This is a genomic window from Mesorhizobium sp. WSM4817 (genome assembly GCF_055811135.1).
This window is the reverse complement of the sequence record NZ_JBVVQQ010000001.1, coordinates 256,253-282,809: the sequence shown is the minus strand read 5'-3', so window position 1 is coordinate 282,809 and position 26,557 is coordinate 256,253. Positions and strand designations below refer to the sequence as shown.

Annotated in this window: 25 protein-coding genes and 1 tRNA gene; 14 read left to right on the top strand and 12 right to left on the bottom strand. The window is 61.7% G+C overall.

The features are described from left to right. Positions 1-35: 35 nt before the first annotated feature. Positions 36-1,139 carry a saccharopine dehydrogenase family protein gene (locus AC0L2K_RS01365; protein ID WP_473530396.1) on the bottom strand — a complete coding sequence of 368 codons (1,104 nt, stop codon included), beginning with the start codon at positions 1,137-1,139 and terminating at the stop codon, positions 36-38. A 124-nt stretch (positions 1,140-1,263) separates the two neighbouring features. Here AC0L2K_RS01365 and AC0L2K_RS01360 point away from each other — a divergent pair, with 124 nt between their 5' ends. Continuing rightward, complete coding sequence (locus AC0L2K_RS01360; RefSeq protein WP_027153643.1) at positions 1,264-1,692, top strand: Lrp/AsnC family transcriptional regulator; 429 nt, start codon at positions 1,264-1,266, stop codon at positions 1,690-1,692. Positions 1,693-1,983: 291 nt separating this feature from the next. Then, entirely contained in the window at positions 1,984-3,213 is a 1,230-nt protein-coding gene (locus AC0L2K_RS01355; RefSeq protein WP_473530395.1) for an amidohydrolase/deacetylase family metallohydrolase, read from the top strand. Positions 3,214-3,388: 175 nt separating this feature from the next. On the opposite strand, the gene AC0L2K_RS01350 is transcribed toward AC0L2K_RS01355, so the two are convergent. The 7 genes from AC0L2K_RS01350 to AC0L2K_RS01320 all read right to left on the bottom strand — a co-directional run bounded on the left by AC0L2K_RS01350 (position 3,389) and on the right by AC0L2K_RS01320 (position 13,119). Continuing rightward, positions 3,389-5,158 carry a flavin-containing monooxygenase gene (locus AC0L2K_RS01350; protein WP_473530394.1) on the bottom strand — a complete coding sequence of 590 codons (1,770 nt, stop codon included), beginning with the start codon at positions 5,156-5,158 and terminating at the stop codon, positions 3,389-3,391. Between the two features lie 201 nt (positions 5,159-5,359). Next, a complete protein-coding gene (locus AC0L2K_RS01345; RefSeq protein ID WP_473530393.1) occupies positions 5,360-6,304 on the bottom strand; it encodes a MurR/RpiR family transcriptional regulator in 945 nt (314 codons plus the stop codon). Between the two features lie 361 nt (positions 6,305-6,665). Further along, complete coding sequence (locus AC0L2K_RS01340) at positions 6,666-8,699, bottom strand: aldo/keto reductase (RefSeq protein ID WP_473530392.1); 2,034 nt, start codon at positions 8,697-8,699, stop codon at positions 6,666-6,668. A 124-nt stretch (positions 8,700-8,823) separates the two neighbouring features. After that, the gene (locus AC0L2K_RS01335; RefSeq protein WP_473530391.1) at positions 8,824-9,909 is read right to left on the bottom strand and encodes an ABC transporter ATP-binding protein; all 1,086 of its coding nucleotides are present in this window, start codon (positions 9,907-9,909) and stop codon (positions 8,824-8,826) included. Between the two features lie 7 nt (positions 9,910-9,916). Next, positions 9,917-10,783, bottom strand: coding sequence for a carbohydrate ABC transporter permease (locus AC0L2K_RS01330; protein WP_023802708.1), 867 nt, complete (start codon positions 10,781-10,783; stop codon positions 9,917-9,919). Continuing rightward, a complete protein-coding gene (locus tag AC0L2K_RS01325; RefSeq protein ID WP_023802709.1) occupies positions 10,780-11,640 on the bottom strand; it encodes a carbohydrate ABC transporter permease in 861 nt (286 codons plus the stop codon). The genes AC0L2K_RS01330 and AC0L2K_RS01325 overlap by 4 nt, the downstream gene beginning before the upstream one ends. A 207-nt stretch (positions 11,641-11,847) precedes the next feature. Beyond that, positions 11,848-13,119, bottom strand: a complete 1,272-nt coding sequence (locus AC0L2K_RS01320; protein WP_473530390.1) for an ABC transporter substrate-binding protein — start codon at positions 13,117-13,119, stop codon at positions 11,848-11,850. A gap of 106 nt (positions 13,120-13,225) precedes the next feature. Here AC0L2K_RS01320 and AC0L2K_RS01315 point away from each other — a divergent pair, with 106 nt between their 5' ends. Beyond that, positions 13,226-14,095, top strand: coding sequence for a helix-turn-helix domain-containing protein (locus AC0L2K_RS01315; RefSeq protein WP_473530389.1), 870 nt, complete (start codon positions 13,226-13,228; stop codon positions 14,093-14,095). A gap of 71 nt (positions 14,096-14,166) precedes the next feature. After that, on the top strand, positions 14,167-14,433 hold the full coding sequence (locus tag AC0L2K_RS01310; RefSeq protein WP_287240060.1) for a GNAT family N-acetyltransferase: 267 nt from the start codon (positions 14,167-14,169) through the stop codon (positions 14,431-14,433). A gap of 253 nt (positions 14,434-14,686) precedes the next feature. Here AC0L2K_RS01310 and AC0L2K_RS01305 read toward each other — a convergent pair whose 3' ends face one another. Beyond that, entirely contained in the window at positions 14,687-14,821 is a 135-nt protein-coding gene (locus tag AC0L2K_RS01305) for a hypothetical protein (RefSeq protein ID WP_287068147.1), read from the bottom strand. 1,346 nt (positions 14,822-16,167) lie between these two features. On the opposite strand from AC0L2K_RS01305, the gene AC0L2K_RS01300 reads away from it, so the two are divergent. The 3 genes from AC0L2K_RS01300 (at position 16,168) to AC0L2K_RS01290 (ending at position 18,941) form a co-directional block, all read left to right on the top strand. Further along, complete coding sequence (locus AC0L2K_RS01300; RefSeq protein WP_287068146.1) at positions 16,168-16,311, top strand: hypothetical protein; 144 nt, start codon at positions 16,168-16,170, stop codon at positions 16,309-16,311. 360 nt (positions 16,312-16,671) lie between these two features. After that, the gene (locus tag AC0L2K_RS01295; protein ID WP_473530388.1) at positions 16,672-17,955 is read left to right on the top strand and encodes a cystathionine gamma-synthase family protein; all 1,284 of its coding nucleotides are present in this window, start codon (positions 16,672-16,674) and stop codon (positions 17,953-17,955) included. A 332-nt stretch (positions 17,956-18,287) separates the two neighbouring features. Further along, positions 18,288-18,941: a DUF2726 domain-containing protein gene (locus tag AC0L2K_RS01290; RefSeq protein WP_473530548.1), complete on the top strand. Its 654-nt coding sequence runs from the start codon at positions 18,288-18,290 to the stop codon at positions 18,939-18,941. Between the two features lie 180 nt (positions 18,942-19,121). On the opposite strand, the gene AC0L2K_RS01285 is transcribed toward AC0L2K_RS01290, so the two are convergent. Both AC0L2K_RS01285 and AC0L2K_RS01280 read right to left on the bottom strand, forming a co-directional pair. After that, a complete protein-coding gene (locus AC0L2K_RS01285) occupies positions 19,122-19,988 on the bottom strand; it encodes a hypothetical protein (RefSeq protein WP_473530387.1) in 867 nt (288 codons plus the stop codon). Next, the gene (locus AC0L2K_RS01280; protein ID WP_473530547.1) at positions 19,966-20,484 is read right to left on the bottom strand and encodes a phospholipase D family protein; all 519 of its coding nucleotides are present in this window, start codon (positions 20,482-20,484) and stop codon (positions 19,966-19,968) included. Before AC0L2K_RS01280 ends, AC0L2K_RS01285 begins: the two co-directional genes overlap by 23 nt. Before the next feature lie 144 nt (positions 20,485-20,628). On the opposite strand from AC0L2K_RS01280, the gene AC0L2K_RS01275 reads away from it, so the two are divergent. The 3 genes from AC0L2K_RS01275 (at position 20,629) to AC0L2K_RS01265 (ending at position 23,106) form a co-directional block, all read left to right on the top strand. Then, positions 20,629-20,961 (top strand): AAA family ATPase, encoded by a 333-nt coding sequence (locus AC0L2K_RS01275; protein ID WP_473530386.1) that lies wholly within the window; start codon positions 20,629-20,631, stop codon positions 20,959-20,961. A 44-nt stretch (positions 20,962-21,005) separates the two neighbouring features. After that, a complete protein-coding gene (locus tag AC0L2K_RS01270; RefSeq protein ID WP_473530385.1) occupies positions 21,006-22,328 on the top strand; it encodes an ATP-dependent nuclease in 1,323 nt (440 codons plus the stop codon). Positions 22,329-22,743: 415 nt separating this feature from the next. Then, entirely contained in the window at positions 22,744-23,106 is a 363-nt protein-coding gene (locus AC0L2K_RS01265; RefSeq protein WP_473530384.1) for a hypothetical protein, read from the top strand. 203 nt (positions 23,107-23,309) lie between these two features. On the opposite strand, the gene AC0L2K_RS01260 is transcribed toward AC0L2K_RS01265, so the two are convergent. After that, positions 23,310-23,384 (bottom strand) — tRNA-Gly (locus tag AC0L2K_RS01260). A gap of 248 nt (positions 23,385-23,632) precedes the next feature. Between AC0L2K_RS01260 and AC0L2K_RS01255 the strand changes: the two genes are divergently transcribed. The 4 genes from AC0L2K_RS01255 to AC0L2K_RS01240 all read left to right on the top strand — a co-directional run bounded on the left by AC0L2K_RS01255 (position 23,633) and on the right by AC0L2K_RS01240 (position 26,554). Next, a complete protein-coding gene (locus AC0L2K_RS01255; RefSeq protein WP_287250584.1) occupies positions 23,633-24,130 on the top strand; it encodes a prolyl-tRNA synthetase associated domain-containing protein in 498 nt (165 codons plus the stop codon). A 92-nt stretch (positions 24,131-24,222) separates the two neighbouring features. Next, on the top strand, positions 24,223-25,221 hold the full coding sequence (gene trxA, locus AC0L2K_RS01250) for a thioredoxin (RefSeq protein WP_128170051.1): 999 nt from the start codon (positions 24,223-24,225) through the stop codon (positions 25,219-25,221). A gap of 165 nt (positions 25,222-25,386) precedes the next feature. Continuing rightward, on the top strand, positions 25,387-26,058 hold the full coding sequence (locus AC0L2K_RS01245; RefSeq protein ID WP_128187761.1) for an LON peptidase substrate-binding domain-containing protein: 672 nt from the start codon (positions 25,387-25,389) through the stop codon (positions 26,056-26,058). A 256-nt stretch (positions 26,059-26,314) separates the two neighbouring features. Continuing rightward, on the top strand, positions 26,315-26,554 hold the full coding sequence (locus AC0L2K_RS01240) for a Trm112 family protein (RefSeq protein ID WP_128170053.1): 240 nt from the start codon (positions 26,315-26,317) through the stop codon (positions 26,552-26,554). Positions 26,555-26,557 lie beyond the last annotated feature (3 nt).

Sequence of the window (26,557 nt, the reverse complement as noted above, 5' to 3'; positions counted from 1 at the left end):
GGGCGCTGTCCCACCGATCTCTGGTCAGCGAGCACCTAACCCGCAAGCCGGCTAACCATCTCGTGCTGCGCATAGGCGCGGCCGAAGCGGTTGACGAGGAAGGCGTCGAGCGCGATGTCTTCCTGCTTGACAAAACCCTTCGCCGGCAAGCTGCCGTCGGCCAGCATGTCGAGCACAGCGCAGATGGCGGAGGCGGTGGTGATCTGGATGGCGCTGCGCACCTTGTCGCCGACGCGCCTGGCGTAGATCTTGTTGGCGTAGGTTTCCTGCAGCAGGCGGCCGTTCTTGCGGCCGCTGACGGTGACGAAGACGATGACGACGTCCTGCAGCGTCGCCGGCAGGGCGCTCTCAAAAATGTCTTTCAGCACGTCGCGGCGGTGGCGCAGGCCGAGATCGTTGAGCAACGCCTTCATGATCGCGGCGTGGCCGGGGTAGCGGATGGTACGATAGTTCAGCGTGCGCACCTTGCCCTTCAGGGTTTCGGCCAGCGTGCCGAGCCCGCCCGAGGTGTTGAACGCCTCGTAGGTGACGCCGTCGAGCGAGAATTCCTCGCGCTCCTCCAGCGGCGGTACCTCGATCAGTTCGCCTTCGACGATCGCCTCGCAAGGCTCGCAATATTCGTTGATGACGCCGTCCGTGCTCCAGGTCAGATTGTAGTTCAGCGCATTCGACGGGTATTGCGGCAGTGCGCCGACCCGCATGCGCACGCTCTCCAGCGTGTCGAAGCGGCTGGCGAGATCATTGGCGACGATCGAGATGAAGCCCGGCGCCAGCCCGCATTGCGGGATGAAGGCGCTGTCGGCGGTACGCGCCAATTGCCTGACGCGCCGGGTCGCGACGACGTCCTCGGTCAGGTCGAGATAATGCACATCGGCACTGGCCGCCGCTTCGGCGATGCGCGTGGTCAGGTGGAAGGGCGCGGCGCTGAGCACCGCGAACTTGCCGGCCAGGGCCGCTTCGAGCGTGCCGGCGGCTTCGATGTCGAGTTCCAACGTCTCGATCGTTTCAGGCAGTTCGGCCGCGCCGAGCTGTGCGGCCGAACGGTCGGCGAGGGTTATGTGATAGTCGCCGGTGGAAACCAGCATCTCGGCGATGGTCGAGCCGATCTTGCCGGCGCCGACAATTATGATGTTCTTCATGACAGTTCCCTCGCCTTGCCTTTCACAGAGCGGACAGAATCGCAGCTTGCCTGTCGAAAGGAAGTGTTGAACTGTTCAAAACGAAGTGCCAAATTGGACAGTATGCTGATGAGGTTCGTCGAAAGTGCTTAGCAACGCCGAACAGGCCCTGCTCTCCCTGCTGCGCGCGAATGCGCGCGCCTCGACGGCCGAACTGGCGCGGCGGCTCGGCGTGTCGCGGACGACGGTGCAGAGCCGGATCGAGCGGCTGGAACAGCGCGGCATCATCACCGGCTATGGCGTCAGGCTTTCACCCGACTACGAACAGGGACTGGTGCGGGCGCATGTCCTGCTCACCGTCACGCCCAAGCTTGCCGACAAGGTGGTGCGCAGCCTGCAGGCGCTGCCGCCGGTGCGGACGCTGCATTCGGTGAGCGGCAATTTCGACATGATCGTCATCGTTGACGCGCCGTCGATCAAGGATCTCGACACGCTGCTTGATGAGATCGGCGCGATGGACGGGGTCGAGCGGACATCGTCGTCGATCATCCTGTCGACGCGGATCGACCGGTGAGTGCCTTGGCGGAGCATGGCACCGCTTCCCTCCTTCCAAAATGCTGCTGCCGGGCAGAACCTTGCGGAAAGTCGGCGGGACAGCGCCCCCCTCTGTCCTGCCCTCTTTGCCAAAACTTGGCATCTCCCCCACTTGGGGGGAGATCGGCAATTTTTGGCGCTACGCTTACGCTTGCGACGCTCCTGTAATAAAGCAACATGAAGTCCGAAAAAATGTTGCTTTCCGACATGGCCTGTATGAGAATTGCGCGGACAGGCCGGTTGAACGAGAACAGACAGGAGCCGGACGCCGATGCAATTTGATCTCCTGCTGAAGGGCGGCCGCCTCATCGATCCGGCATCCGGCCTCGATGCGCAACGCGATCTGGCCATCGCCAACGGCCGCATCACCGCGATCGATCCCGACATTCCCTTCGAGCGCGCCGCGCGCGTCATCGATGCGACGGGGTCCATCGTCGCGCCCGGCCTCATCGACCTGCACAGCCACGTCTATTGGGGCGGCACCTCGCTTGGCGTCGATGCCGACCGCCTCGCTGCAAAAAGCGGCACCACAACCTTCATCGACGCCGGAAGCGCTGGCGCCGGCAACCTCCTCGGCTTTCGCCGCCACGTCATCGAGCGCTCGAAGCTCCGCATCCTGGCCTATGTCAACATTTCCTTTGCCGGCATTTTCGGCTTCTCGCAGACCGTTTCGGTTGGCGAGTGCAGTGATCTGCGGCTCTGCGAACCGCGCGAGACGGTGGCGGCGGTGCGCGAGCACGCAGACGTGGTCGTCGGCGTAAAAGTACGCTCGGGTCGCCATGCCGGCGGCAGCAGCGGCATCGCGCCGGTCGATCTGGCGCTCGAGGCTGCCGACCAGGCCGGCCTGCCGCTGATGGCGCATATCGACGAGCCGCCGCCAGGCCGTTCGGAAGTGCTGCCGCGGCTGCGCAAGGGCGACATCCTCACCCACTGCTTCCGGCCGTTTCCCAACGCGCCGGTCTTCGCCTCGGGCGCGGTCCGGCCCGACATGCGGCTGGCGCGCGAGCGCGGCGTCATCTTCGACATCGGCCACGGCATGGGCTCGTTCGATTTCTCGGTTGCCAGGGCGATGCTCAGCGAAGGGCTGGCGCCTGACGTGATCAGCAGCGACGTGCATCTCTACTGCGTCGACGGCCCCGCCTTCGACATTCTGGTCTGCATGTCGAAATTGATGGCGCTCGGCATGCCGCTGGTCGAGGTGCTGCGCGCGGCGACACAACGGCCGGCCGAGGCGATCGCAAGGCCCGAGCTTGGCACGCTTAAGGTCGGTGCCGTCGGCGACATAGCGGTGCTGCGGCTGCGTCCGGGCCGTTTTACCTTTGTCGACGCGGTCGGTGCGTCGCTGACCGCCGAGCAGCGGCTGGTCTCGGACGGCATCGTGGTCGGCGGCACCTGGTGGCCGAACGAGGCGGCTAACGATTTTGGTGACACCGAGTGCTTCGAAGCGCATGCGCATGAGACACATGTCGATGTGGTGAGCCGGCATTTCGGGCGTGGGTGAAGGCTGGGCGGCTCTTCCTTCTCCCCTTGTGGGAGAAGGTGGCCGAGCGAAGCTCGGTCGGATGAGGGGTGCTCCAGAGAACACCAACGCCTCACTCCGTCCAACACCCCTCATTCGTCTTGGCGCTGCGCGCCAATCCACCTTCTCCCACAAGGGGAGAAGGAGAAGAGCGCTGCTACCCATAAACCGGTGTCGCCACGCCTTCCATCCGCGCCTTGATCTGCAGCGCCACATATTTCGAGTAAAAACGCGAGAGCGCCAGATTGCCGCCGTGGAACCATAGCGCTTCCTGCGCCGTCGGCTTCCACATGTTGCGCAATTCGCCTTGCCATGGTCCCGGGTCGCCTTTCACGCCCGAGCCAATCCCCCAGCACGGCCCGACCTCGTCGGCGACGTCGCGCGAGACGATCGCCGCCACGGTTTCGTTCATCGACTGATAGCCGGTGCAGGAGATAATCGCATCGGCCGCCAATTCGCTGCCGTCGTCGAACAGGATTCCGGTCGGCGTCAGCGACTTGATCTCGACACCGCTGCGGATGCCGATCGCGCCGTCGATGATCAGATCGGACGCGCCGACGTCGATATAGTAACCCGAGCCGGTGCGGTAGGCCTTCATCAGCAGCCCCGTCTCGTCGTCGCCGAAATCGATGGCGAATCCGGCGCCGCGCAAGCGGTCGTAGAAGGCCGCGTCGCGCGCCTTGATGATGTCGTACAGCGCCCGCTGGGTTTGCGGCAGCAGCGCGAACGGCGTCGAGGCGACGATCATGTCGGCCTTTTCGGTGGTGATGCCGCGGGCCAGCGCCTTTTCCGAAAAGATCTCGAAGCCGACCTCCATCAGCGTGTCTGACTTCACCACCGTCGTCGGCGAGCGCTGGATCATGGTCACCGCAGCGCCGCTCTCCCAGAGGTCGACGGCGACATCGTGCCCCGAGCTTGCCGCGCCAATGACCGCGACGCGCCTGCCGCGGAATTTCTCGCCGCTAAAATACTGGCTGGAATGCAGGATCTCGCCCTGGAACGCAGCGGCGCCCGGCAGGTCGATCTGCCGCGGCGGGCCATAGGCGCCGGTTGCGAAGACGATGTGCTTTGGCATCAGCGTGATGCGCTCGCCGGCGCGGTCGACCTCGACCGTCCAGATTTTTTTGGCTTCGTCGTAGGACGCGCTGATGCATTCTGTGGAGGTCCAGTAATTGAGCTCCATGACGCGCGTGTACATTTCCAGCCAGTCGCCCATCTTGTCCTTGGGCGTGAACACCGGCCAGTTTTCCGGAAACGGGATGTAGGGCAGATGGTCGTACCAGACCGGATCGTGCAGCACGAGCGAGCGATAGCGGTTGCGCCAGGAATCGCCGGCCTGCGCATTCTTCTCGATGACGATGGCCGGCACGCCGAGTTGCCGCAGCCGCGCGCCCAGCATGATGCCGCCCTGGCCGCCGCCGATGACCAGGCAATAGGGCTGCTCAATGGCACCAAGATCACGCCCCTCGCGCGCCCTCGCCTCGGCCCAGGTCTCGCGGTCCGGGTCGGCCTTGTGGCGGACACCCAGCGGCCGCGCCGGTCCCTTGCGCTCCTCAAAACCCGTGAGGTCGCTCATCGCCGTGAACAGCGTCCGGCATCTGCCGTCCTGCAGGCGCATGATGCCTTGGCCCCAGGCCGACGACATCTCGAAGCTGAACCAGGCCTCTATCATGCCTTCGTGCGAGCTTGCCTCGCCAGTGAGCTGCCAGGCGGTCGGCTTGGTCGCCGCCAGAGTGGCATCCAGCATGTCGCGGATCGCCGCGCGGCCTTCCATCGTCTTGATGTTCCAGGTGAAGGTCAGCAGGTCACGCCAGTAGCAATCCTCGACGAACAGATCGGTCGCGGCCGCGGCGTCGCCCGCCTCGAGGGCGCGGGAGAGAGAGGAAAGCCAAGTGGCCGCCTGTTTTGAGGGTGCCATGTCGAGCATTTTTTTCTCCTTCGAGTCGGCGAATCCGGATTGGGTCGTCAATTGTCGGACTCGGCGCTGCCCCTCATCCGCCTGCCGGCACCTTCTCCCCGTGAACAACGGGGAGAAGGGACAAGCTCCAGCGCTGGCGACCCCCTCTCCCCGTTTTTCACGGGGAGAGGGCAAGGGTGAGGGGCAGCGCAAACGCCCCTTAACCAGGCCTCAATCTCCCAGCGGCTCCATCTCCTTGCCCGTCCTGTGGATCTGGGCGTTGTATTTGATGCGGCGGACGGTTTCGCGGGCCGAGCCGTCGAGCTTGTAGGCGGCCGCCACCGCCATCAGGTCGATCGCGGCCAGAAAGGCGAAGCGCGAGGCGGTCGGCTTCAGCGTGTCGGGATATTCGGGCACCGCCACCGTCAGCCTGACGTCGCAGGCGCGGGCAAGCTCGGTGTCGGGCGCGGTCACGCCGATCGCATTGGCGCGGTAATGCTTGGCCAGCTCGACGGCCTCGATCACTTCGCGGGTGCGTCCGGTCGCCGAAATGGCGATCACCAGGTCGCCGGGCTTCAGGGTCGAGGCGGTCATCCGCATCAGATAGGGGTCGCATTGGGCGACGACGGTGATGCCGTAGCGGAACAGCCGGTACTGGGTTTCCTGCGCCAGCGCCGACGAGCTGCCGCCGAGGCCGAACACCGTGACCTGGCGCGCCTTGGCGATGAGCTCGGCGGCCTTCACCAGCTGCGCCGGATCAAGCTGCCGTTCGGCTTCCTGCAGCGCCCGGCGTGCCTCGCCGAATACGGCATTCCAGAACGGCATGCCATTGTCGCCGCTCACTGGCGGCAGCTTGCTCAGATAGAGCGCGCCGACGACCAGGCTCTGCGCCAGCTTCAGCTTGAAATCGCGCACCCCCTCGCAACCGATGGCGCGGCAGAACCGGGTCACCGTGGGTTCGCTGACCTGGGCGCGCTGGGCGAGCACGGCATTGGAGGCCTCGACCGCGAATTTGACGTCGTCGAGCACGACATCGGCGACGCGCCGCTCCGCCGGGCGCAATTCACCGTAAGAGTCCTTCACCAGCGAAATGATGTCGGGGATGCGCCTGACATGATCGCGTCCATCGGCTTCGTCGCCCGAGGTCGGCCGTCCTTGGCCGTCTGCTTCGGTCATGACTCATCCCTGCCGTTCGTGGAACTCGACCTCTACCATGTTTGCGCGGGCAGTTTGCGAAGTATGTAGGAAAGAAACAAGCTTTTCAAGAAATGGAAAAGCTAATTTAAACAACACCGTAGTCGCGGTGCAAACGATCCCGATGATTAGAGCCGTGGTCGCCGTTCGATCGCAAGTCGGAGAGTTACAGGACGCGCTTCCCCTTCTCCCCTTGTGGGAGAAGGTGTCGCCGAAGGCGACGGATGAGGGGTGCTCCAGGTTGGCACTGACGCACTCCGTCCAGCACCCCTCATCCGTCTCGGCGCTGCGCGCCGATCCACCTTCTCCCACAAGGGGAGAAGGAAAGGGCAGCGATGTCCCCTCAGCCCGTGCGTCGATGCTGATCCGATCCGCCATCCAGCCACGCAATGTCGTCGGGCGAAAGCGCAATGTCGAGCGCCTGCAGGCTGTCCTCCAGTTCGTCGAGCGTGCGTGGTCCGATCAGCGGGACGGACGGGAACGGCTGGGCCAGGACGTAGGCGAGCGCGACATGGATCGGGCTCTTGCCCAGCCGGTTGGCGAGCTCGATCGCCCGGTCGCGGCGGCCGAAATTCTTCTCGGAGTACCAGACCCGGACCAGCTCTTCATTGTCACGCTGGTCACGCCCGGCGCGGCCGGTGAAAAAACCCCGTCCCTGGCTCGACCAGGCGAAATTGGGCATCTGCCGGGCGGTCAGCCAGGCCTTCCAGTCGTCGCTCGACGAGGTGACGCAACCCGGCCAGATCGGCACCAGCATCTCGGCCAGTGAAAAATTGTTCGAAAGCGCGCCAGGCTTCTGCTTGCCGGTCCGCTCGGCATAGGCAATCGCCTCGTCCATGCGTTCCCTCGTCCAGTTCGAGCCGCCGAACGGACCGCGGATGCGGCCAGCCCTGACCTCCCGGTCCATCGCATCGACGAATTCGTCGACCGGCACGTCGGGATCGTCGCGGTGCATGAAATAGACGTCGACATGATCGGTCTGCAGCCGGTCGAGCGACTGGGTGAGCTGCTTGCCGATCACATCGGGATAGCAGAGCGGGGTGTGCGCGCCCTTGCCGATGACTACCGCTTGCTCACGCACGCCGCGGTTTTTCAGCCATTGGCCGAGCAGCGTTTCGGTGTAGCCGCTGCCGTAGATGAAGGCGGTGTCGAAGACGTTGCCGCCGGCTTCGAAATAGGCATCGAGCAGGATCATGCCGGAGGAGAAGGTGCGAAAATCCTCGAAGCCGAGCGCCAGGCACGAGGCCGGCCGCGGCAGGCCCGGAATTTCGCGCTTCGCAATGATGGTGCCGCCGGAGCGCAGCCGCCGGCCAGAAATGGTGTCGACGCGTTTTTCGGGTTTTTCGATCTCGTATTCGAGCCCGATGGCGGCACGCCATTTGTCGAGCACACGCAGATTGCCGAGACTGTCGGCCCAGCCCATGCCCGGCCAGGCAAACTCCTGCTTTCCGGCCAGGATCGCCTCGCCGGCGGCGTCGACCTCGAAAGCGTAGAGCCAGCGGTCTTCCCTGACCTCGACCACCTCCTCACCGCCTGAACGGATGATGCGGATCTCGCCGGTGCCGCCTTCCCTGCCGCTCGCATACCAGAAGTCCGCGACCTCGATGCGGCCTTTGGTACCAAGGATGCGCAGGACATTGTCCTGGGCGAGCGAGATGCCGCAGGAGACTTCGGCGACGATGCCGTTGGGAAAATGCAGCAGCGCCGAAGCCCATTCGTCGACGCCGGACTGGCCGAGATGCGCCGCACCCGCCACCTTGTCCGGCTCGGCGAAAAGCTTTCCCGATGCGGCCCCGGCAATCAGCCGCGCCATCGAAACGGGGTAGCCGCCGACGTCGAGAATGCCGCCGCCGGCGAGATCGTTGGCATAAAGCCGGTGCTCCGGCATGAAGCCAGGCATGGCGAAGCCGAAGCTCGATTTCACCATGCGCACCTCGCCGATTGCGCCGGACCTGACGAGGTCGACCAGCTTTGCCGTCTGCGGATGCAGCCGGTACATGAAGGCCTCGCCGAGAAAGGTGCCGGCCCTGCGCGCTGCATGGATCATCGCGTCGGACTCGAAAGCGGTGAGCCCCATCGGCTTTTCGCAAAGCACATGTTTTCCGGCCTCGGCCGCCCTGATCGCCCATTCGGCGTGGCTGGGATGCGGCGTCGAAATGTAGACTGCGTCGACGTCCGGATCGGTGAGCAGAGCCTCGTAGCCGTCGAGGATGCGGGCACCGGGGAAGTTTTCATTAAGGCCCGATTTGCCGGGATTGCGCGCACCAATGGCGACCAATGTGCCGGTGCGCGAATGGGCGACGCCGCCGGCAAAGGCCTTGGCGATGGTGCCGGGCCCGAGAATGCCCCAGCGGATTTTTTGTGGTTCGGACGTCATTCCTGGATCTCCTTGGGGTCGCCTCGGCGTCGCGAGTTGGTGAAAGAAAAATTGCGTGTCTTGGTGTGCATGGCGTTGTCCCAAACCGCTGCGCGGTTCACGCCCGAGGGCATGCTTTTGGGCACTAGCGAATGCGAGCACCTGACTTGTCGAAGAGGAGCGACCGGCCGGCCTTGATCGACACCACCATGTGGTCGCCAGTCGCCCGCTGCCGCGATGCCTCGCGCTCGATGATCAGTTCGTCTGGTCCGGCATTGGCATAGACGTAGCTCACCGATCCGAGGTGCTCGGCGACATCGGCCTTGACGGCGATGTCGCAATCGCCTTCGCCGGCCTCGAAGAAATGCTCCGGCCGCACACCGAGCACGACCTCGGCGCCGACCGCAGGCGGGGCGCCCGACAGCGGTTTCTGCAGCCGAGCGCCGCCATGGTTGGCGAGTTCGAGGAGCGTTGCATTGCCGTCGTTGCCGACCACTTGTGCCGCCAGAAAATTCATCTTCGGTGAGCCGACGAAACCGGCGACGAAGCGGTTGGCGGGGTCGTCATAGAGATCGAGCGGTGCGCCGATCTGCTCGATGTTGCCGGCGTTGAGCACGACAATTCTGTCGGCCAGCGTCATTGCTTCGGTCTGGTCGTGCGTCACATAGATCATGGTGACGCCGAGCTCCTTGTGCAGGCGCGAGATCTCGACCCGCATCTGCACCCTGAGCTCGGCGTCGAGATTGCTCAGCGGTTCGTCGAACAGAAACACCTGCGGCTCGCGCACGATGGCGCGGCCGATGGCGACGCGCTGGCGCTGGCCGCCCGACAATTGCCGCGGGCGCCGCTTCATCAGCTCGGCGATGCGCAGGATCTCGGCGGCCCGCTTCACCCGCCGCTCGGTGTCAGCTTTCGGGTTGCCGTTCATTCTCAGCCCGAAGCTCAGATTCTGCTCGACGCTCATATGCGGATAGAGCGCGTAGGACTGGAACACCATGGCGATGCCGCGGTCCGCCGGCTCGACATTGTTCACTAGCTTGCCGCCGATGGCGATCTCGCCGCCGCTGATGTCCTCGAGCCCGGCGATCATCCTGAGCAGCGTGGACTTGCCGCAGCCGGAGGGGCCGACGAAGACGACGAATTCGCCGTCGTCGACGTCGATGTTCGCGCCGTGAACGATCTCGAAGACGCCGAAGCGCTTGACGACATTTTTGAGTGTGACCGCTGCCATGCTGATCCTATTTGATGGCGCCGGCGGCAATGCCGGCGACGAAATGGCGCTGCAAGAGCACGAACACGACGAGCATCGGCACGGTGAGCATCACGGCGCCCGCCATGATGCCGCCCCACGACACTTTGGTGAGGCCGATCAGCGTGCCGAGCGCCACCGGCGCCGTCATCGCGCCGGGCTTGGAATTGATCAGCAGCGGCCAGAGATAATTGTTCCAGGAGGCAAGGAACAGGATGATGGCGAGCGCCGCCAGCATCGGCCGCGCCAGCGGCAGCGCGACGAACAGGAAGATCCGCCATTCCTTGACCCCCTCGACGCGTGCGGCGTCGAACAGATCGCCCGGCATCATCGAGAAGCTCTGCCGCATGAACAGCACGCCGAGCGAATTGAACAGCGGCGGCACGATCAGCGCCACCCAAGTGTTGGCGAGCTTGAAATCGCGCGCCACCATGATGAATTGCGGGATCAGCACGACAGCATAGGGCAGCGTGATGGTGCCGAGGATGATGGCGACGACGACGCCCTTGCCGAAGAACTGGTAGCGCGCCAGCGCCCAGCCGGCCATCGAGGTGAGCAGCACCGACAGGAATGTATAGGTCACCGCCACCGAGACGGAGATGCCGATGGCGCCGATGAAATTGGTGTCGCGCTGCAGATTGTTGACATTGTCGAGGAAGCTGCCGTGCGGCAAGAGCTCGATGCTGGGGCTGAAAATACCCCTGTCGGGCATGGTCGAGAAGATCACCATCATCCACAGCGGAAACAGCCAGATCAGCGCCAGCGGCGTCAGGAAGAGATGCAGCGCGATGCTGCGTCCCAATCTGGAGGAGGAGCGGCTGGAGGAGGAACGGCTCGAAGCGGAACGTGAGCTCATTTCGGCTCCCTCGTCAGCCACAGTTGCACCAGCGAGATGGCGATCGCCAGCCCGGCCATGGTGTAGGCGATGGCCGAGGCGTAGCCGAAATTGAGCGACCTGAAACCCTGGCGGTAAAGCAGCAGCCCGAGCGTTTCGGTGCCGCCGCCTGGCCCGCCGCGCTCGGTGATCAGGAAGGGTTCGGTGAACAGCTGCATGGTGCCGATGATCGACAGCACGGCGCAGAACACGATGATCGGCTTGAGCAGCGGCAGGGTGATGTAGAAGAACTGCTTGAGCTTGCTGACGCGGTCCAGCGTCGCCGCCTCATAGACATCCTGGGGGATGGACTGCAAGCCGGCGAGCAGGATGATGGCGTTGTAGCCGGCCCAGCGCCAGGTCACCGCGATCATGATCACCGCCATCGCCGGGGTGACATTGGAAAACCAGTCGATACGCGGCAGGCCGACGCTGTTCAGCAGCTTGTTGATGATGCCGTAGTCGAGATTGAACATCAGCCGGAACACCGCCGAATAGGCGACTTCGCCGACCACGACCGGGGCGAAAAAGGCGAAGCGGAACAGGCCACGGGCCTTGAGCAGCGGCGAATTGAGCAGCACCGCCATGACGATCGCCAAAGTGATCATCACCGGCACCTGGATGACGAGGATGAGCAGCGTGTTCTTCAAGGCGTTGAAAAAGGCCGGGTCGCCGATCAGCCGGCCCCAGTTGAAGGTCGGCGCGAACCGCCACGGCACGGTGCGCGTCGCCTGGAAGGAGATCAGGAAGGAGTTGATGATCGGCCACAGCCAGAAGATCGAGAAGATCAGCAGATAGGGCGCGAGGAAGCGGTACGCCGTGGCGTTCTGATAGCGCATCGTTGCCTCCTTCGCTTCCCGTTTCTAGGTTTACCGGCCTGCCTTGCCTTCTCCCCTTGTGGGAGAAGGTGGAATGGCGCGCGCGCCAAGACGGATGAGGGGTGCTGGACGGAATGAGACGTTGGTGTTCCCTGGAACACCCCTCATCCGACCTCGCTTCGCGAGGCCACCTTCTCCCACAAGGGGAGAAGGTGAGTCGCGTTCAGATCACTCCTCGACCGGCAGGCCGGTCGCCGAGGCGATCTGGCTTGCGGCATCGTCGAGCGCCGCCTTGGCGTCGGGGTAGCCGCCGCCGAGATATTTGGTCTGCACTGCGCGGACGATGATTTCCGCGTCGCTCTGGAACGGCGTGCCGCGGCTGGGGACGACTTTCGGCAAGGTGCCGAGAATCTCCTTCCACACCGCCTGGCCGCCCCAATAGGGCTGGCCTTCGGAGACATAGGGGTCGTCGAGCGCCGAGATCAGCGACGGCACCAGGCCAAAACCCTTCAGCATCGCTATCTGGCCCTCATTGGTCGCGAGCGCGTATTTCAGGTAGGCGTAGGCGGCTTCCTTGTTGTTCGACACCGAGGTGATGGCGAGCGAGGAACCGCCGAGATTGGCGGCGCGCGGGCCGTCGGCGGTGAGGCTCGGCATCAGGTAGACGCCCCATTTGCCGCTGCCGTCGGGCGACTCGGTGCGTATGGTGCCCTCGTACCAGCCGCCATACATCTGGCTGGCGACCTTGTCGGCGGTGTTGTTGGTGATCTTGGTGCCCCAGTCGGCCGAGGTGATGATGCCGGCGTCCTTCATCTCCTTGATCTTGGTCATTGACGCCACGCAGCCCGGCTGGTTGACGGTGATCGACTGCCCGTCGGCGGCGAAATAGGCGCAGCCCTGCTCGTTGGCGATCATGCGGAAGAATTCGGAGTCGCCGTTGAAATCGGCGTTGGTCATCGTCACGCCGGGATTGGCCTCCTGGATCTTCTTGCCGGCGGCAATGAAATCGTCCCAGGTCTTGATCGAGGTCGGGTCGACGCCGGCCTTCTCATAGAAGTCGCGGCGATAGTACATCGCCACCGGGCCGGAATCCCACGGCATCGCATAGGCCCTGTCTTCCACTTCGAGCTCGGTGCGCTTGAAATCGGGGAATTTTGCCTGGTCTTCGGCGGTATAGCCGAGCGTATGGAGGTCGACGAAGCAGTCCGGGAACTGGCTCCAGTAGTTCTCGGCCTCACCGTTCTCGATCGTCACGATGTCCGGCAGCCCCTCTCCGCCGGCGGCGCAGCCGGCGATCGACTTGTCATAGGTCGGCTGGTTGCCGAGATCCTGGACCGTGACCTTGATGTCGGGGAACTGCTTGTTAAAACCTTCTATGGTGGCCTTCAGCGACGAAGCGGCGACGTTCCAGCTCCAGATCGTGATTTCGCCGGATTGCGCAAAGGCCGGGGCTGAGCCCAGGGCAAGCGCGAACGCGGCGCAGGTCAGTGTGATGCGCATTGAAATCCTCCCATTTCATTTGCTCTCTCTTCGCGAGCATGGCTAGACTAGGCGCCGGCGAAGGCTTGTCCGCGACAAAGGGAATAAAGAATGGGCGGAAAGTAAGATGCCGGAAAGGCCGTTTTACCAGCCCGGCGCCAGCAGCGTGGAGGGTCTGCCGCTGCTGCTGCAGATGTTTCACACCCAGCCCCTGGTGATGCTGAAGCCGCATTGGCATGCCCAGGTCGAGGTGAATTTCATCGTCCGCGGCGCCGTGCACTACCGCATGGACGAGCACGAGATCGCGCTTTCGGCCGGCGACATGTGCCTGTTCTGGGGCGGCCTGCCGCACCAGATGGACGATGCGTCGGACGATGCCGTCTATGCCGGCGCGCATCTGCCGCTGGTGCACTTCTTCCGGCTGCACCTGCCCGCCGACGTCCGCAACCGGCTGATGACCGGCGCGACATTGGTGACCAATGCCACCGACCGGTCCGACAGCGACAATTTCGAGCGCTGGAACCGCTACGTCCGCTCGGGCGATGCGGGCAAGGCCGAGCACGCCGTCAACGAACTCTTGCTGCGGCTGGAGCGGGTGCGCTTCGAACCCTACCGGCTGGTACCCGAAACGCCGATCGAGCAGGAAGCAGGCAGCCCCTTCGACCAGCAATCGCTGCGCAATGTCGGGCGCATGTGCGACTTCATCGCCGAGAATTTCCTCTACGACATCGACTGCGTCGACATCGCGGCGGCGGCCGACATCCATCCCAAATACGCCATGAGCGTTTTCAAGAAATCGACCGGCATGACGCTCAACGAGTATGTCAATTTGTTGCGGCTCAGCTACGCCCAGGCGCTGCTGATGCACCAGGACGCCAACGTGCTGCGCGTCGCCATGGACTCCGGTTTCGGCTCGCTCAGCGCCTTCAACAAGTCGTTCCGCAAGCTGGCCGGCATGTCGCCGTCGGATTTTCGCAAAGGCGCCGGCGCCAGATAGCAATGCGCAGGGCATTTCGAGGTCGATGCCGGCGCGCTCGATCCATTCGCACCGGCCAACCTCCCGATCCCGTGCCCTGCCTGCTGCTCGGACAGCTGGCCACCGACGCCGGCTGGGCCGGCCGCGGCATCGGAACCGGCCTGGTCAAGCACGCGCTGCAGCGCTGCGTAATGGCTGCGGAGCTCGTCGGCGGCCGCGCGCTCCTGGTCAACGCCATCGATCCCGAAGCCGCCGCGTTCTGGCAGCGGCGTGGTTTCATTCCGCTAAGGGATGATTCGCTCGTGCTGTTCCGCTCGATTGCGGCGATTGCCGCTTCGTTGGCCAACGCGCATGGATGAAGATCGGCCGGAAACGGCCACGGCTAGCGCCAGTCGAGCCCGCGCCCCAAGAACGCACCACCGGCCCGAGGCCGGTGGTGCTCGCTGGACCGTCTGTAGGGGCAGGACCGTTCCAGGGGATCCCTTAGGATCGGACTCGAATGTCGGCTGTTTCTTGACCCACGGCATCGGCCGAACAGATGAAGCAGCCCGGCAAGTGACCAAGAATCTCGATGCTAGGATGCGCCGCCGCGCAGCGCATGATTTGCGATTTTTATTCGGCTGCGTCAGGAATTTCGCCGGAGGTATCGTCGGCCGGATCGGCCTTTCTTGCCAGGAACTTGTCCAGGGCTGCCTGCAAGGACAGGGTGGCCTGCGGCGAGGCCGGCGTCGTCGAAACGACAGCCATTGCATGAGCAATTCCCCGCGTGGACTTATCCCTAGCCGCCGCAGACGTTGCGGCTCCGTGGCCCTGCGATCCGGCTGCAGCCGAGTTTCCGCCGTTGCCGTTGCTTGCGCCATTACCCTTCCCGCCACCATTGCCGCCGGGGCCGGCGAGGACTGGAGACGCGACAAGGGCGAGAGCGGCGACCGTTGCGAACAGACTGGTTCGAGTTTTCATAATTCCTCCTTCGAGCCGCCCTCCCGCCAGGATGGTTCCAGACTATAAATATGAGGACTCTCTGATATGATGGTTCCACTACTTCGCCAGTTTGGTTTAAATACACCTGTCCGCAAGGGACCTTGGTCCGAAATTGAAAAGCAAAAGTCCTAACTCTATTGGGGGTATTCCGAGCGGCGAACAAAGCGCCTGAAGGCCACAGGCAGCCGGCAAGTGACAAGCTCGCTCCGTCTGCTGGGTGATGCCGTGCTGCCCAAAAACGAAAAGCCGCGGTGGACCGCGGCTTTTCGATGCTTGATTCCCTTAGAGGACACTGGAGCGGGTGAAGCGATTCGAACGCTCGACCCCGACCTTGGCAACCCATTGATTCCACGAAACTTATCGTCGCAAACCGTAACCTATTCAGCCAGAAAACGATTGTCCAGCGCTCCGGGAGCGGAACACTCTGTCCCACGGAGTTCCGTCGAAAACCGCGCCTTGCGGCTCCCCCTCGGAAACCCGGCAAACGATCGACTCAAGCAACCCGAACACCCAGGGGAGCAAATGGCTAGGACGAGTAAGAAGCGACTGACGAACCAGGTACTTGAACGCATGACGCCGCCCAAAACAGGGCGGCTGGAAGCCCGGCCTTGCGATTGCGTGGCACGGTTCTTGCTTCTACAGCTTCAGACATGCCGGGCGGCGAAGACCCTGTTCCACATCAATACCGGCGTGTGAGGTAGGGACAATGATGTCGCGTAAGCTTCTGTTCGGCCCTCCAGCAGCGTTTTTGGCCGCCGCCCTGGGGGTAGGCCTCTTGTCGTCCGTCACCTCGTGGGAATTTTTGACTGCGACCCAATCCGATTCGGTCTTTGTTCAAGCGGCCGATCAACCGAGACCGTATCGACGTCGGCGTCGCGGACTTTGCCACCATGTACGCCGGCCGTCACAAGGTCATAAGGAGCGCCTCGATGGCCGCGAGACTGTGGATGTGGTCGCACATAGCATTCCTGAAAGATGCGGCCGCCGCCGGTACATCCGCGGTCGGCGGAAAAGGCGTCGTAGCGCAGACAAAAATCGGGAACGAACAGCCTCCTGCGGCGGCGGCTTGCGGTTACAGGAATCGGCTACGAGTGCGCCCAGGGAAAGTTGTCATGGATCGTTCGACTCGGTTGGCATCAGCCTTTCGCGAACTCGTTGCACCGCGCTACCGGCCGGAGCTCCACTATATGCGCGGCCCGGGGCCAGCCTCCGCGCGCCGCGAGAGCGCACTGAAGGCCGGCCCTCATCCCTCCTGATCTGATCTCTTGCAGTGCCGCATGCCCCAGCAACCGCGCGCCTCGCTGACCGTGCACTGCGTCTTCCGGCTTGGCGCCCAGGAACTCGGCAAAACATTTCCGGTCCGGTCGGTCCGGTATGTCTCCAATTCTCCTGCTGCCTTCGCCACTAACGGTTCTTGGTTGCCGTTCGCGCTTAGAATTAGAAAGAGATCGGACCGACCGGACCGTTTCGAGTCCGAAAACCACGTTCCTCTGGCGCGAGTGCAGCATGGCGTGCCTGATCTGTCTGGATGACCATGGACCCGAGTGGATTAGCAAGAGACTGGTGTTGGTTCTTCCTCTAATTTTGGTCTGAGAAACCTGACCGGAGGAATCGCCATGACTGCCCCACGTCCGTCCAAGACGCATATTGGAAATCATCGGCTGCATCCGGAAACGTTGATGCTGAGCTACGGCTTCGACCCTCAGCTGTCGGAAGGTGCGGTGAAGCCGCCGGTGTTCCTCACCTCGACCTTCGTGTTCCGATCTGCCGAAGAGGGCCGCGATTTCTTCGATTTCGTATCCGGACGCAAGGAACCGCCGAGCGGAACCGGAGCCGGGCTGGTCTATTCCCGCTTCAATCATCCCAACAGCGAAATCGTCGAGGATCGCCTGGCAATCTACGAAGGGGCCGAGGCCTGCATCCTGTTCTCGTCCGGCATGTCGGCCATCGCCACCACTCTGCTTGCCTTCGCCCGTCCGGGTGACGTTATCGTGCATTCGCAACCGCTTTATGGCGGCACCGAAACTTTGTTAGCCAAGACCTTGGCCAATTTTGGCGTCGGCGCTGTGGGTTTCGCCGATGGCGTCGATGAGTCAGCCATTCGCACAGCGGCGGATGAAGGCTGCAGGAAAGGCCGCGTATCGCTCATCTTCATCGAAACGCCCTCCAACCCGACCAACTCGTTGGTCGATTTCGTGGCGGTCGACCGCATCGCCGACGAGATCGCCGCCAAACAGGGACAGCGCCCGGTCGTCGTGTGCGACAATACTTTGCTCGGACCGGTTTTTCAGCGTCCGCTTGACCACGGCGTGGACGTTTCCGTTTATTCCCTGACCAAGTATGTCGGCGGCCATTCCGATCTGATCGCCGGCGCGGCACTTGGCAGCAGGGCCGTCACCAAATCCATCAAGGCGCTAAGGGGGGCGATCGGCACGCAGCTCGATCCGCACTCGTGCTGGATGCTCGGCCGCTCACTGGAAACGCTGAGCATTCGCATGGAGAAAGTCAACGCCAATGCCCGCATCGTCGCCGAATTCCTGGCCGACCACCCGAAGGTCGCAAGGGTGGCATATCTGCCGTTCCTCGGCGACGACACTCCGGCCGCAGGCGTATTCAGGACGCAATGCACGGGCGCCGGATCGACATTTTCGTTCGACATTCGCGGTGGTCAGGTCGCGGCGTTCGCGTTTCTCAATGCCCTTCAGATATTGAAACTTGCCGTCAGCCTTGGCGGCACGGAATCGCTGGCTAGCCATCCTGCCGCCATGACCCATTCGGGCGTGCCCAAGGACGTTCGGGAACGGATCGGCGTTCTTGAGTCGACAATAAGGCTGTCGATCGGCGTCGAGCACCCCGACGATCTTGTTGCCGATATCGCCCAGGCGCTTGCCCTCGCCTGAAATATACCTGACCGCTGGTGGGCGGACTGGCGTCCATCTCGTCGCGATTGCCGCGTCCAGGAGTCACCCTGACCCCACCGGTTTTTTTAACTGGGAGGGGGCATCTCCGCTGAAAAAAGCGCGGCGGCTCCCCCGACGCTCCCCGCGACCGGTCCAGCGCTGGCAAGAAGCCCGCACCAACAAGCTTCGCGGCCCGGCAGCCTAACCCTTGCAGGAGTATGCTGGAGCGATTGGCGCGCAGCTCCAACCTTAAAGTCAAACGCTCCGCTCCCTGGTGTTTTCTCGTCAGTCGTGGCTTATTACAAGAACCCGCGTCCAGTAAGATTACCGGCATGCCCCCCGAGATTATTGGTTTGATCGAAGAGCCACATCTGCTGATCGCCGTTCTCTTGGTCGGCGCCTTTGGTGGTATGGCCGTCGAGCGGTTCTGTTCAAAGATACGACGGCAGGCGTGGCGGGAAAAGAACCGTTGGCGCTGGGACAGGAAGCGCGATTGGAGCAAAATAGATAACAGGCCGTTAGCGCCGAAGCCTGATCCAGTCACTCCAAAACAACCCGACGCTGCTGACCAATTACGCATCGTTATGGGGGCTCACTTCACGATACAGCCGCTCCTCAACAAGAGCGAAGCGCGCGTATTCCGGGAGCTCGACACCATAGTGATAGGCTGCAATCCCGGATGGCAGGTGATGGCACAAGTATCGTTAGGCGAAATTCTGCGCAGCAAGGACGCGGACGCCTACCGTTGCATCAACTCGAAACGGGTCGACCTGCTTCTGGTGAACGAGGACTGCCAGCCCCGACATGCGATCGAATACCAAGGCGGCGCCCATCACCAAGGTCTCGCCGCAGCGCGCGATGCTGTCAAGAAGGAGGCCCTACGAAGGGCAGGGATCGGTTATCACGAGGTTGTTGCCGGGCACACCACTCCTTCCGAGCTCAGGCGGCTGGTCGAGAAACTCGTAGACAAGCCAAAGGACGGCTGAGTATCTGCTACGCCAGGCTGAGTAGAGCTAAACACTATGTGCCCTGAAATCATTATCGCGGGAGATCGATCCGTTGCCAGCGATGCCGATCGGCGACGTACCGCCCTGTGCGTTAGCGAAGGCAGCGAGCGTCTCTATGGTTACGCCTTCCGGGACCCTAGTACGCATCAAACCGTTCAATCACACGTGCACCGTGACGTCGTGTCCCAAAGAACGCAAAGCCTTACTTGTACGGCCGTTGCGCGGTGGAAATTGGTTCGGCAGGGCCCAGCCTACTAGCTCGCCCATCGCGCTAATGCCGAAGTTTTCAATTCTTAACTTTGGGTCGTGCAAAGCATCCCACATGCGGCTAGGCAGTTCCTTCGCAGGGCCGCCGTAAAGTACATAATTCAAGGTCGCCACCGGTGACGGCCCACCTCTCTCTGGCTGCTTATAGATGTGTTTGGCCAAAGCGATCACTTTTTCGGACATGTTGTAAGGAGGGCCCTCCTGAAGACCCACCGCCCGGTTTGACACTCGGCGCGCGTATTCTATTGCAGCGTGGATGTGGGACAGAATCTCAGCAAATTCGCCCTCCGTAGTCGCCATGATGCGCTCGGCGCTTAGCATCTGACGAAGATATGGTGCCCACTTGTTAAGAGTGAGGTCTTCACCGTTTGGAGCTGACTTAAGAGATCGCCACCAAGACAAGGCTGTCTCTTCAGCCAAGCCGGGGTTTGTTTGGTGGCTTTTAAAATGCGTCTCGTAATCGGCTCGCCGACCATCGAACGTATTTTGATAGTAGTGCGCATGGAGAAACTGGTCAGCCTGAGCGCCCCAAGGTGCATCCTTGGCGACCCAACTTGGTCTATTCTCATCGGCGGAAACTTTTGCGGCCAGATCGCGGAGGAGTTGAAGCGTCTGCATCCACTCATTCAGAAACGCATCTCTCCTGAGGTCGAGGGCGGCTTTGCCTGAAACGTTCCCAAGCCCCTCCCATGGCTGCACGTAGTCGGTGTTCCAAAATTTCTTTGCAGCTTCGCGATCAATTGCGGCCTGTTTGTCCAAGGCGGCAGATCGTTGCTCGATCAAAGCGTAAAGCTCGTGGAGACGAGTGGGCATGAACAGCTTGGAAAAACAATTCAAGTTCCAGAGCCTTGTTGTCGCCTACCAACTCGTCGTCCGTGAGGAAAACACCGACTTCGACATTCTTCCACCAAGCAGACTGGCTTAGATTAGCAGAACCGATGTAGACTCCAAATCCTCTCCACCAAATCACCTTTGGATGAAACTGTCTGACGAGTCTGCAAACGTAGTTTGGGGATTTGCGATCAAGGAAACGTTTAAGGATGTGTGGACTGATCGGGACGCCCTCATCAAAGCGCCCCCAAAACCGAAGAGGAATATCTCGCTTCCAACACCACTCAAAAAGAAGATCTTGGTCTGAAACATACGCTACGGCCGCGTCCACCCGTTCGGTCAGATTGGAGCCGTTTTTCAGTTCGGCCGCCGCGCTTTCAAGAATGTTTCGCAGGTAGCTCCCGTTGAGCCCGTTTAAAACCATCTTCAATTTGTCGTCCCCCGCCATCGCTTTCGTAGGACGCTAACCTTTACAAGTATAAGTTAATGGTCCGCCCATGCGACCGACATAAGTCGGACAGCGGCTGATCGCCGAGGCGGGTATGTTCAACTTCGAGGGTGCGATACGATGCCTGTCGATTACAGATTGTCGAAAGTCGTAATCAAAAATTTTCGCGGAATCGATTATTTTGAGCTCGAACTGAAACCAGGGTTTCCAACTGTCCTAATCGGAACTAACAACGCCGGTAAAACTACAGTGCTTAACGCCATTGCTTTGGCGTTTCACCAAGCCGAGTTCTACAATTGGTCGCCCGCCGAAACTGACTACTCTGCGATTCGACGGGCAGCCGGTCAAAAGAATTTTTGGTTCAAGTCCATTTTCAAGCTGGCGGTGAACTGGCGCTGCCTGCCGTCCGGACAATCGGTGATGCAACGTTCGTTCACGGAGTCCAAGTCGTAGGTAAGACCAGCAGGGACGGCATTTTCAGCCATACTCGAACGCTGTTGGGAAAGAACGTTAAGTCCATCACGCTCAATCTTCGAACAAAGCAATCTGAGGCCGATAAGAAGACCCTGGTCGATCAAAATGTCGGCTGGAAAACAGTGAACGCGAAGATAGACGAAGTCCGCGCCCATCTGCCGGAAACCTGGTTCTTCAAGCCGGAGGACATAGAGGCTTCCCTTTACATCTGGAAGACCGGCCCGCTCGCGAAGCTGTCGAGGCATTTGGCAGAGCGGTTCATGAGCGACAGTTGGGAGATGGAGACCGTGAACGGCGATAAGCGGGAGATGCCAGCTACATTGGAGAATGGGTATCGGTTCTTCCAGCAAATTGTTGAGGCATTTCCCTTCTGGAAGGATGTCATGAAACCGGATCTGGAGAGGGTCTTCAGCGGCTACGTCGGGGGGGCAGCCCGCATTGATCTTAAGACCAGCACTCAGTCGATCAAGGATTGGCTAGCGCAGCAGCTAATCATCTCGATGGCAACGGATCCGGAGAGCGCTCCAACGCCATTGCGAAGTATGGGCGACGGTTGGCAGAGTGTTATCCGTCTCGCTGCCCTGGAAGCCTTAACTCTTTACCCCGAGCTGATCCGAGAGCGAGTAGTTCTTTTGCTCGAAGAGCCAGAGACGCACCTGCATCCGCACCTTCGTCGAAAAATACGGAAAACCCTCGGCGACCTGGCGACGAAGGGATGGACCATTATCTACACTACGCACTCTTCCGAGCTTGTGTCATTCGAGGACAAGATGGCTATAACCCGCCTCGTCCGCACCAAAGGTAGCGTGTCGATGAGGACCGTCTACACGGACAAGATTGAAGCGCCGGCCAAGCTTCAGTCCAAGCTTGACGACAATGGCTCCCACGACTTCCTTTTTGGAACGGCAGCAGTGTTCTGCGAAGGTCCATCCGATACCTTCAGCTTGAAATACGGAATGGAAAAGCTGGGCTTTGATCTTGATGGCCATGCGGTAAGCATCACCTTGTGTGGCAGCTGCACCGCCATTCCCTCGTTCGCCTACATCGCGTCCGCGCTGGGGATTCGCTGGTGTGCCTTGACTGACGAGGACCGGCTGCCCGACCAAACCGTTAACCCGCAGATGGTGCGGCAGCGCGCGAATATTGAGAAGCACCGCACATCCTCTGACGCGCAGGTCATGTGGAAAGTCGATCTTGAAACTAGCCTGGGGATACTCAAAGGCGGAGCAAACTCCGAGAATATCTTCGAGAAGCTGAACCTACCTGGATGGACGACGGACTTCCCAAAGTTCAAAGCGACACTGTCTGAGATCGCGACCTGGGTCGATCCTGAGATAAGGGTGTAGCTGAGGCAGCCGCGGATAGTTGCCCTTCTGCGCAGGCTGCTCAGGTCCAGGCTGCCGGCAAAAGGTTCGGACACAAGAGTGCGCAAAGTCGAGGCTGTCAAGAAATCCAATGTGCTAGGCAGCCATTGTTTGCGAAAGTTGGCGTAGCCTTGAGAGGGGTTAGGGATGTGGCAATGGCTGTCAGAACTACAGGGTGCGCAAGCGAGCTTGCTAGGCTCGTTTGCCGGCTTTTTGTTCGGTATCTGCGCGCTTGTCGTCGGCGCACTCGTCAATTTTCGGCTAAACCGCAGAAGGGATGCCCTGCTTCGTGGTGAGGAAGCCGACTCGGTCGCTGCGGCCCTATACGGCGAGATCGTCCTCATTAGGAAGGAATTAGCACGAACGGCCAACATCGTGGCGAAGACTGAAATGAGAGGTGGTACGTTCGACAAACACTTCCTTCGAGTTGACCCGACTTCAAGAGCCGTTGCTCTACAAGGCGCTCGCAAACAAATTGGGCCTGCTTGCCCCGGAGGTGGTTCTGGCAATTACCGACTTCCATGGCAATGTTGAACTCGCACGCGGCTGGCTTCCCCAGCTGGTAGAAAGTGATGATCGCAAGTTCAGCTACAGTCCGCTTACCGTCCTGGAGCCGGCAATAAAGGCGATCGATGGCGTTAAGCCGACGCTGGATCATATCGCCAAAACAATGCGAATTGGACCGCCAGAAGATGATTTCGATCTCAGCAATCCCTATGCAATCGCCGAAAATGAAAGGGAAAAATTTGGAGAGAGATAGGCGCAATCTGTGGCAAAGGCGCACTTCAGGGAGACCTGGTGACGCCGCGATCCCATACGACTTCTTAACTTCGCGAACTCGTAACCGCGCGGTAACCATGGCCTTCTGAGCTGCCTAAGCCAACTGCGATTTCGACAACCCCGAAAACGAAAAAGCCGCGGCGAACCGCGGCTTTTCGATGGCTTGATTCCCCTTGGGGAAACTGGAGCGGGTGAAGCGATTCGAACGCTCGACCCCAACCTTGGCAAGGTTGTGCTCTACCCCTGAGCTACACCCGCTCGCGCGGCTTTTGGGCCGCAAGCCGAGCCTATATGGCTGAAGGGCGCGGCGATTGCAACAGGGAAGTCGCAGGTTTTTTGGCCGCACCCGGCGACGTAAACGAGCCTTCCCAGCGCGGATGGGAATGCAATCGGCAGCCTTGCTGCGCAATGGTCTTGTCTCGGCCGCGTCATTGGCCGTAAACGGCATGATCCAACCACGACAACAAGCCAAACCGCAACAACAAGAAAGTCCGACAAGAAACGACATGCCGAAAACCGAAGCCGAGCTTTTCGCCTTTCTCGCCGATCTCGGGATCGAGGTCTCGACGCTCCGCCATCCGCCGCTGTTCACGGTCGCCGATTCGCAGGCGCTGCGCGGGGAAATCGCCGGCGGGCATACCAAGAATCTGTTCCTCAAGGACAGGAAGGACAATTTCTTCCTGGTCAGCGTCGCTGAGGAGGCGGTGGTCGATCTCAAGCAGATCCACCAAATCATCGGCGCCGCCGGGCGCGTTTCCTTCGGCAAGCCGGAGATGCTGATGGAGCTTCTCGGCGTCGTACCGGGTGCGGTCACCGTGTTCGGCTTGATCAATGATACGCAGTTGCGGGTCAAGGTCGTTCTCGACCAGGAGTTGATGCGCCATGCCGTCATCAACGCCCATCCGCTGACCAACGAGGCAACGACATCGATCGCCGCCGCCGACCTGGTCAAATTCGTCGAGGCAACCGGGCATGATGCTGTTATCTTGAAAGTCACGGCATGATCGCCACATGGATGACGACAAACCGGCTTCTGAGTGAGAATTAAGGATGTTGCGCCGGGCTGGCGGCCGGGCGGCGACCGAAAGGGCACGAGATGAGCGACAACAATCAATTTGGCGGCCCGTTTGGCAGCAATGCCGGACAGTATGCCACCACTGTGCAGTATGGCGGCACTGACGCCACCCCCGCGAAAGTGGCGCTTGGCGACCCGCCTGTCGCTGCCGACGTCATCAAGGAGACGACGACCGCCACATTTGCCGCCGACGTCATCCAGGAATCGCGCCGTCAGCCGGTGCTCGTCGATTTCTGGGCGCCATGGTGCGGGCCCTGCAAGCAACTGACGCCGCTGCTGGAAAAGGCGGTCACCGCCGCCGGCGGCAAGGTCAAGCTGGTCAAGATGAACATCGACGACCATCCTTCGATCGCCGGACAGCTCGGCATCCAGTCGATACCGGCAGTCATCGCATTCAAGGACGGCCAGCCGGTCGACGGTTTTATGGGGGCCATTCCCGAGAGCCAGATCGCCGCCTTCATCCAGAAGGTCGGCGGCAAGGGCAATGGTGCGCCGCAGGTGGCCGAGGCGCTTGCCGCGGCCGCGGAGGCGCGCGCCGCCGGCGATGTGCATACCGCGGCGGACATTTTCGACGCGATCCTGGAACAGGCGCCGGAGACGATCGAAGCGATTGCCGGGCTGGGCGATCTGCTGTTCGAGGCCGGCGATGCCGAGGGCGCCGAAGCCGTGCTGGCGCGGGCGCCGGAAGCAAAAAAGGATGCGCCGCCGCTCGCCGCGGTGCGCGCCAAGATGGCGCTCGCCGTGCAGGCACAAGCACTTGGCAATCCGGCCGAGCTCGAGCGCCGCCTGGCTGAGAACCCCGGGGATCATCAGGCACGTTTCGAGCTTGCCATGATCCAGAACGCCAACGGCGAGCGCATGGCCGCAGCCGACAATCTGCTGGCGATCGTCAAAGCCGATCGCTCGTGGAACGACGACGGCGCCAAGACGCAGTTGCTGCAGTTCTTCGAGGCCTGGGGCATGACCGACGAGGCAACGCTGGCGGCACGGCGGAAATTGTCGTCGCTGCTGTTTTCCTGAGCCCGCACCAAGCTGTTTTTGCCTGATGGCCTTGCGGTCGACAATGGCTGCGCCAGATTAGGAGGCCTGACCGATCCGTTCTTCGCTTGCTGGCGATTATGCGCCAGGTTGCGAAAGGATGGGCGGGCTTGGTGCGCTTCTTGAGGGAGCGAGCGGAGGTTTGAAGTGCAGGCGGGAAACGCGCATTACCGGCTCGATACGGATTTGCCGCCGACGGTGCCGATCTTCCCGCTTGAAGGCGCCTTGCTGCTGCCGGGCGGCCGCATGCCGCTCAACATTTTCGAGCCGCGCTATCTGGAGATGGTCGATGAGGCGATCGCCGGATCGCGGCTGATCGGCGTCATACAGCCCAGCCTCGACGGCGCGCGGCGTCCCGACGGCGAGCCGGCGCTTTGCAATGTCGGCTGCGCCGGCCGTATCATCGCGCTTTCCGAGAGCGGCGACGGCCGCTACCTGATTTCGCTGCAAGGTGTGTGCCGGTTCCGCATCGTGCAGGAGCTTGTGGTCAAGACGCCCTTCCGCCAGTGCCGGTTTGCACCGTTTCTCACCGATCTCGACGAAGATCAAGCCGAGGCCGAGATCGACCGGCCGGCGCTGCTCAAGGCATTTCGCGCCTATTTGCAGGCCAACGATCTTGAAGCCGACTGGGAAAGCGTCAGCCGCGCCGAAAACGCCATGCTGGTCAATGCGCTGTCGATGATGGCGCCCTACGGGCCGGCCGAGAAACAGGCGCTGCTCGAAGCGGCGGACCTGAAGACACGCGCCGAAACCCTGATCGCCATCACCGAAATGGCGCTGGCACGCGAAAACGAGGATTTCGGCTCGAGTTTGCAGTAGGCAAAGTAAAAGGAACGCTGGGACTAAGCCAATTGCGGAAGTCGGCGCCGCCCTCATCGCCCGGCACTTCTCCCCGTATAGGGACGGGGAGAAGGGGCTGTCGGCAGCCTTGGCGGACGTTCTGCAACGCGGGTGATTGGCGAAACCATCGATGAGAGCGTCCCTCTCCCCGTCACTATACGGGGAGAGGATGCCGGCAGGTGAGGGGGCAGCGTCAACGCACGAAGACTGAGGACGAACGAGAGGACTGACAAAAATGGTGGATGGGCGTGAGGGAAAGAAGGCCAATGTCGACCCCAAGCTGCTGGAATTGCTGGCCTGCCCGCTGACCAAGGGTCCGCTTAGCTGGGATCCGGAGCGCAGCGAGCTCATCTCGAGGGTCGCACGGCTTGCCTATCCGGTGCGTGACGGCATTCCGATCATGCTGCCTTCGGAGGCACGCTCGCTCCCCTTCGACGACGGATTGCCGCCGCCGCGGTTGGGTGGGCCGTCCTGAAGC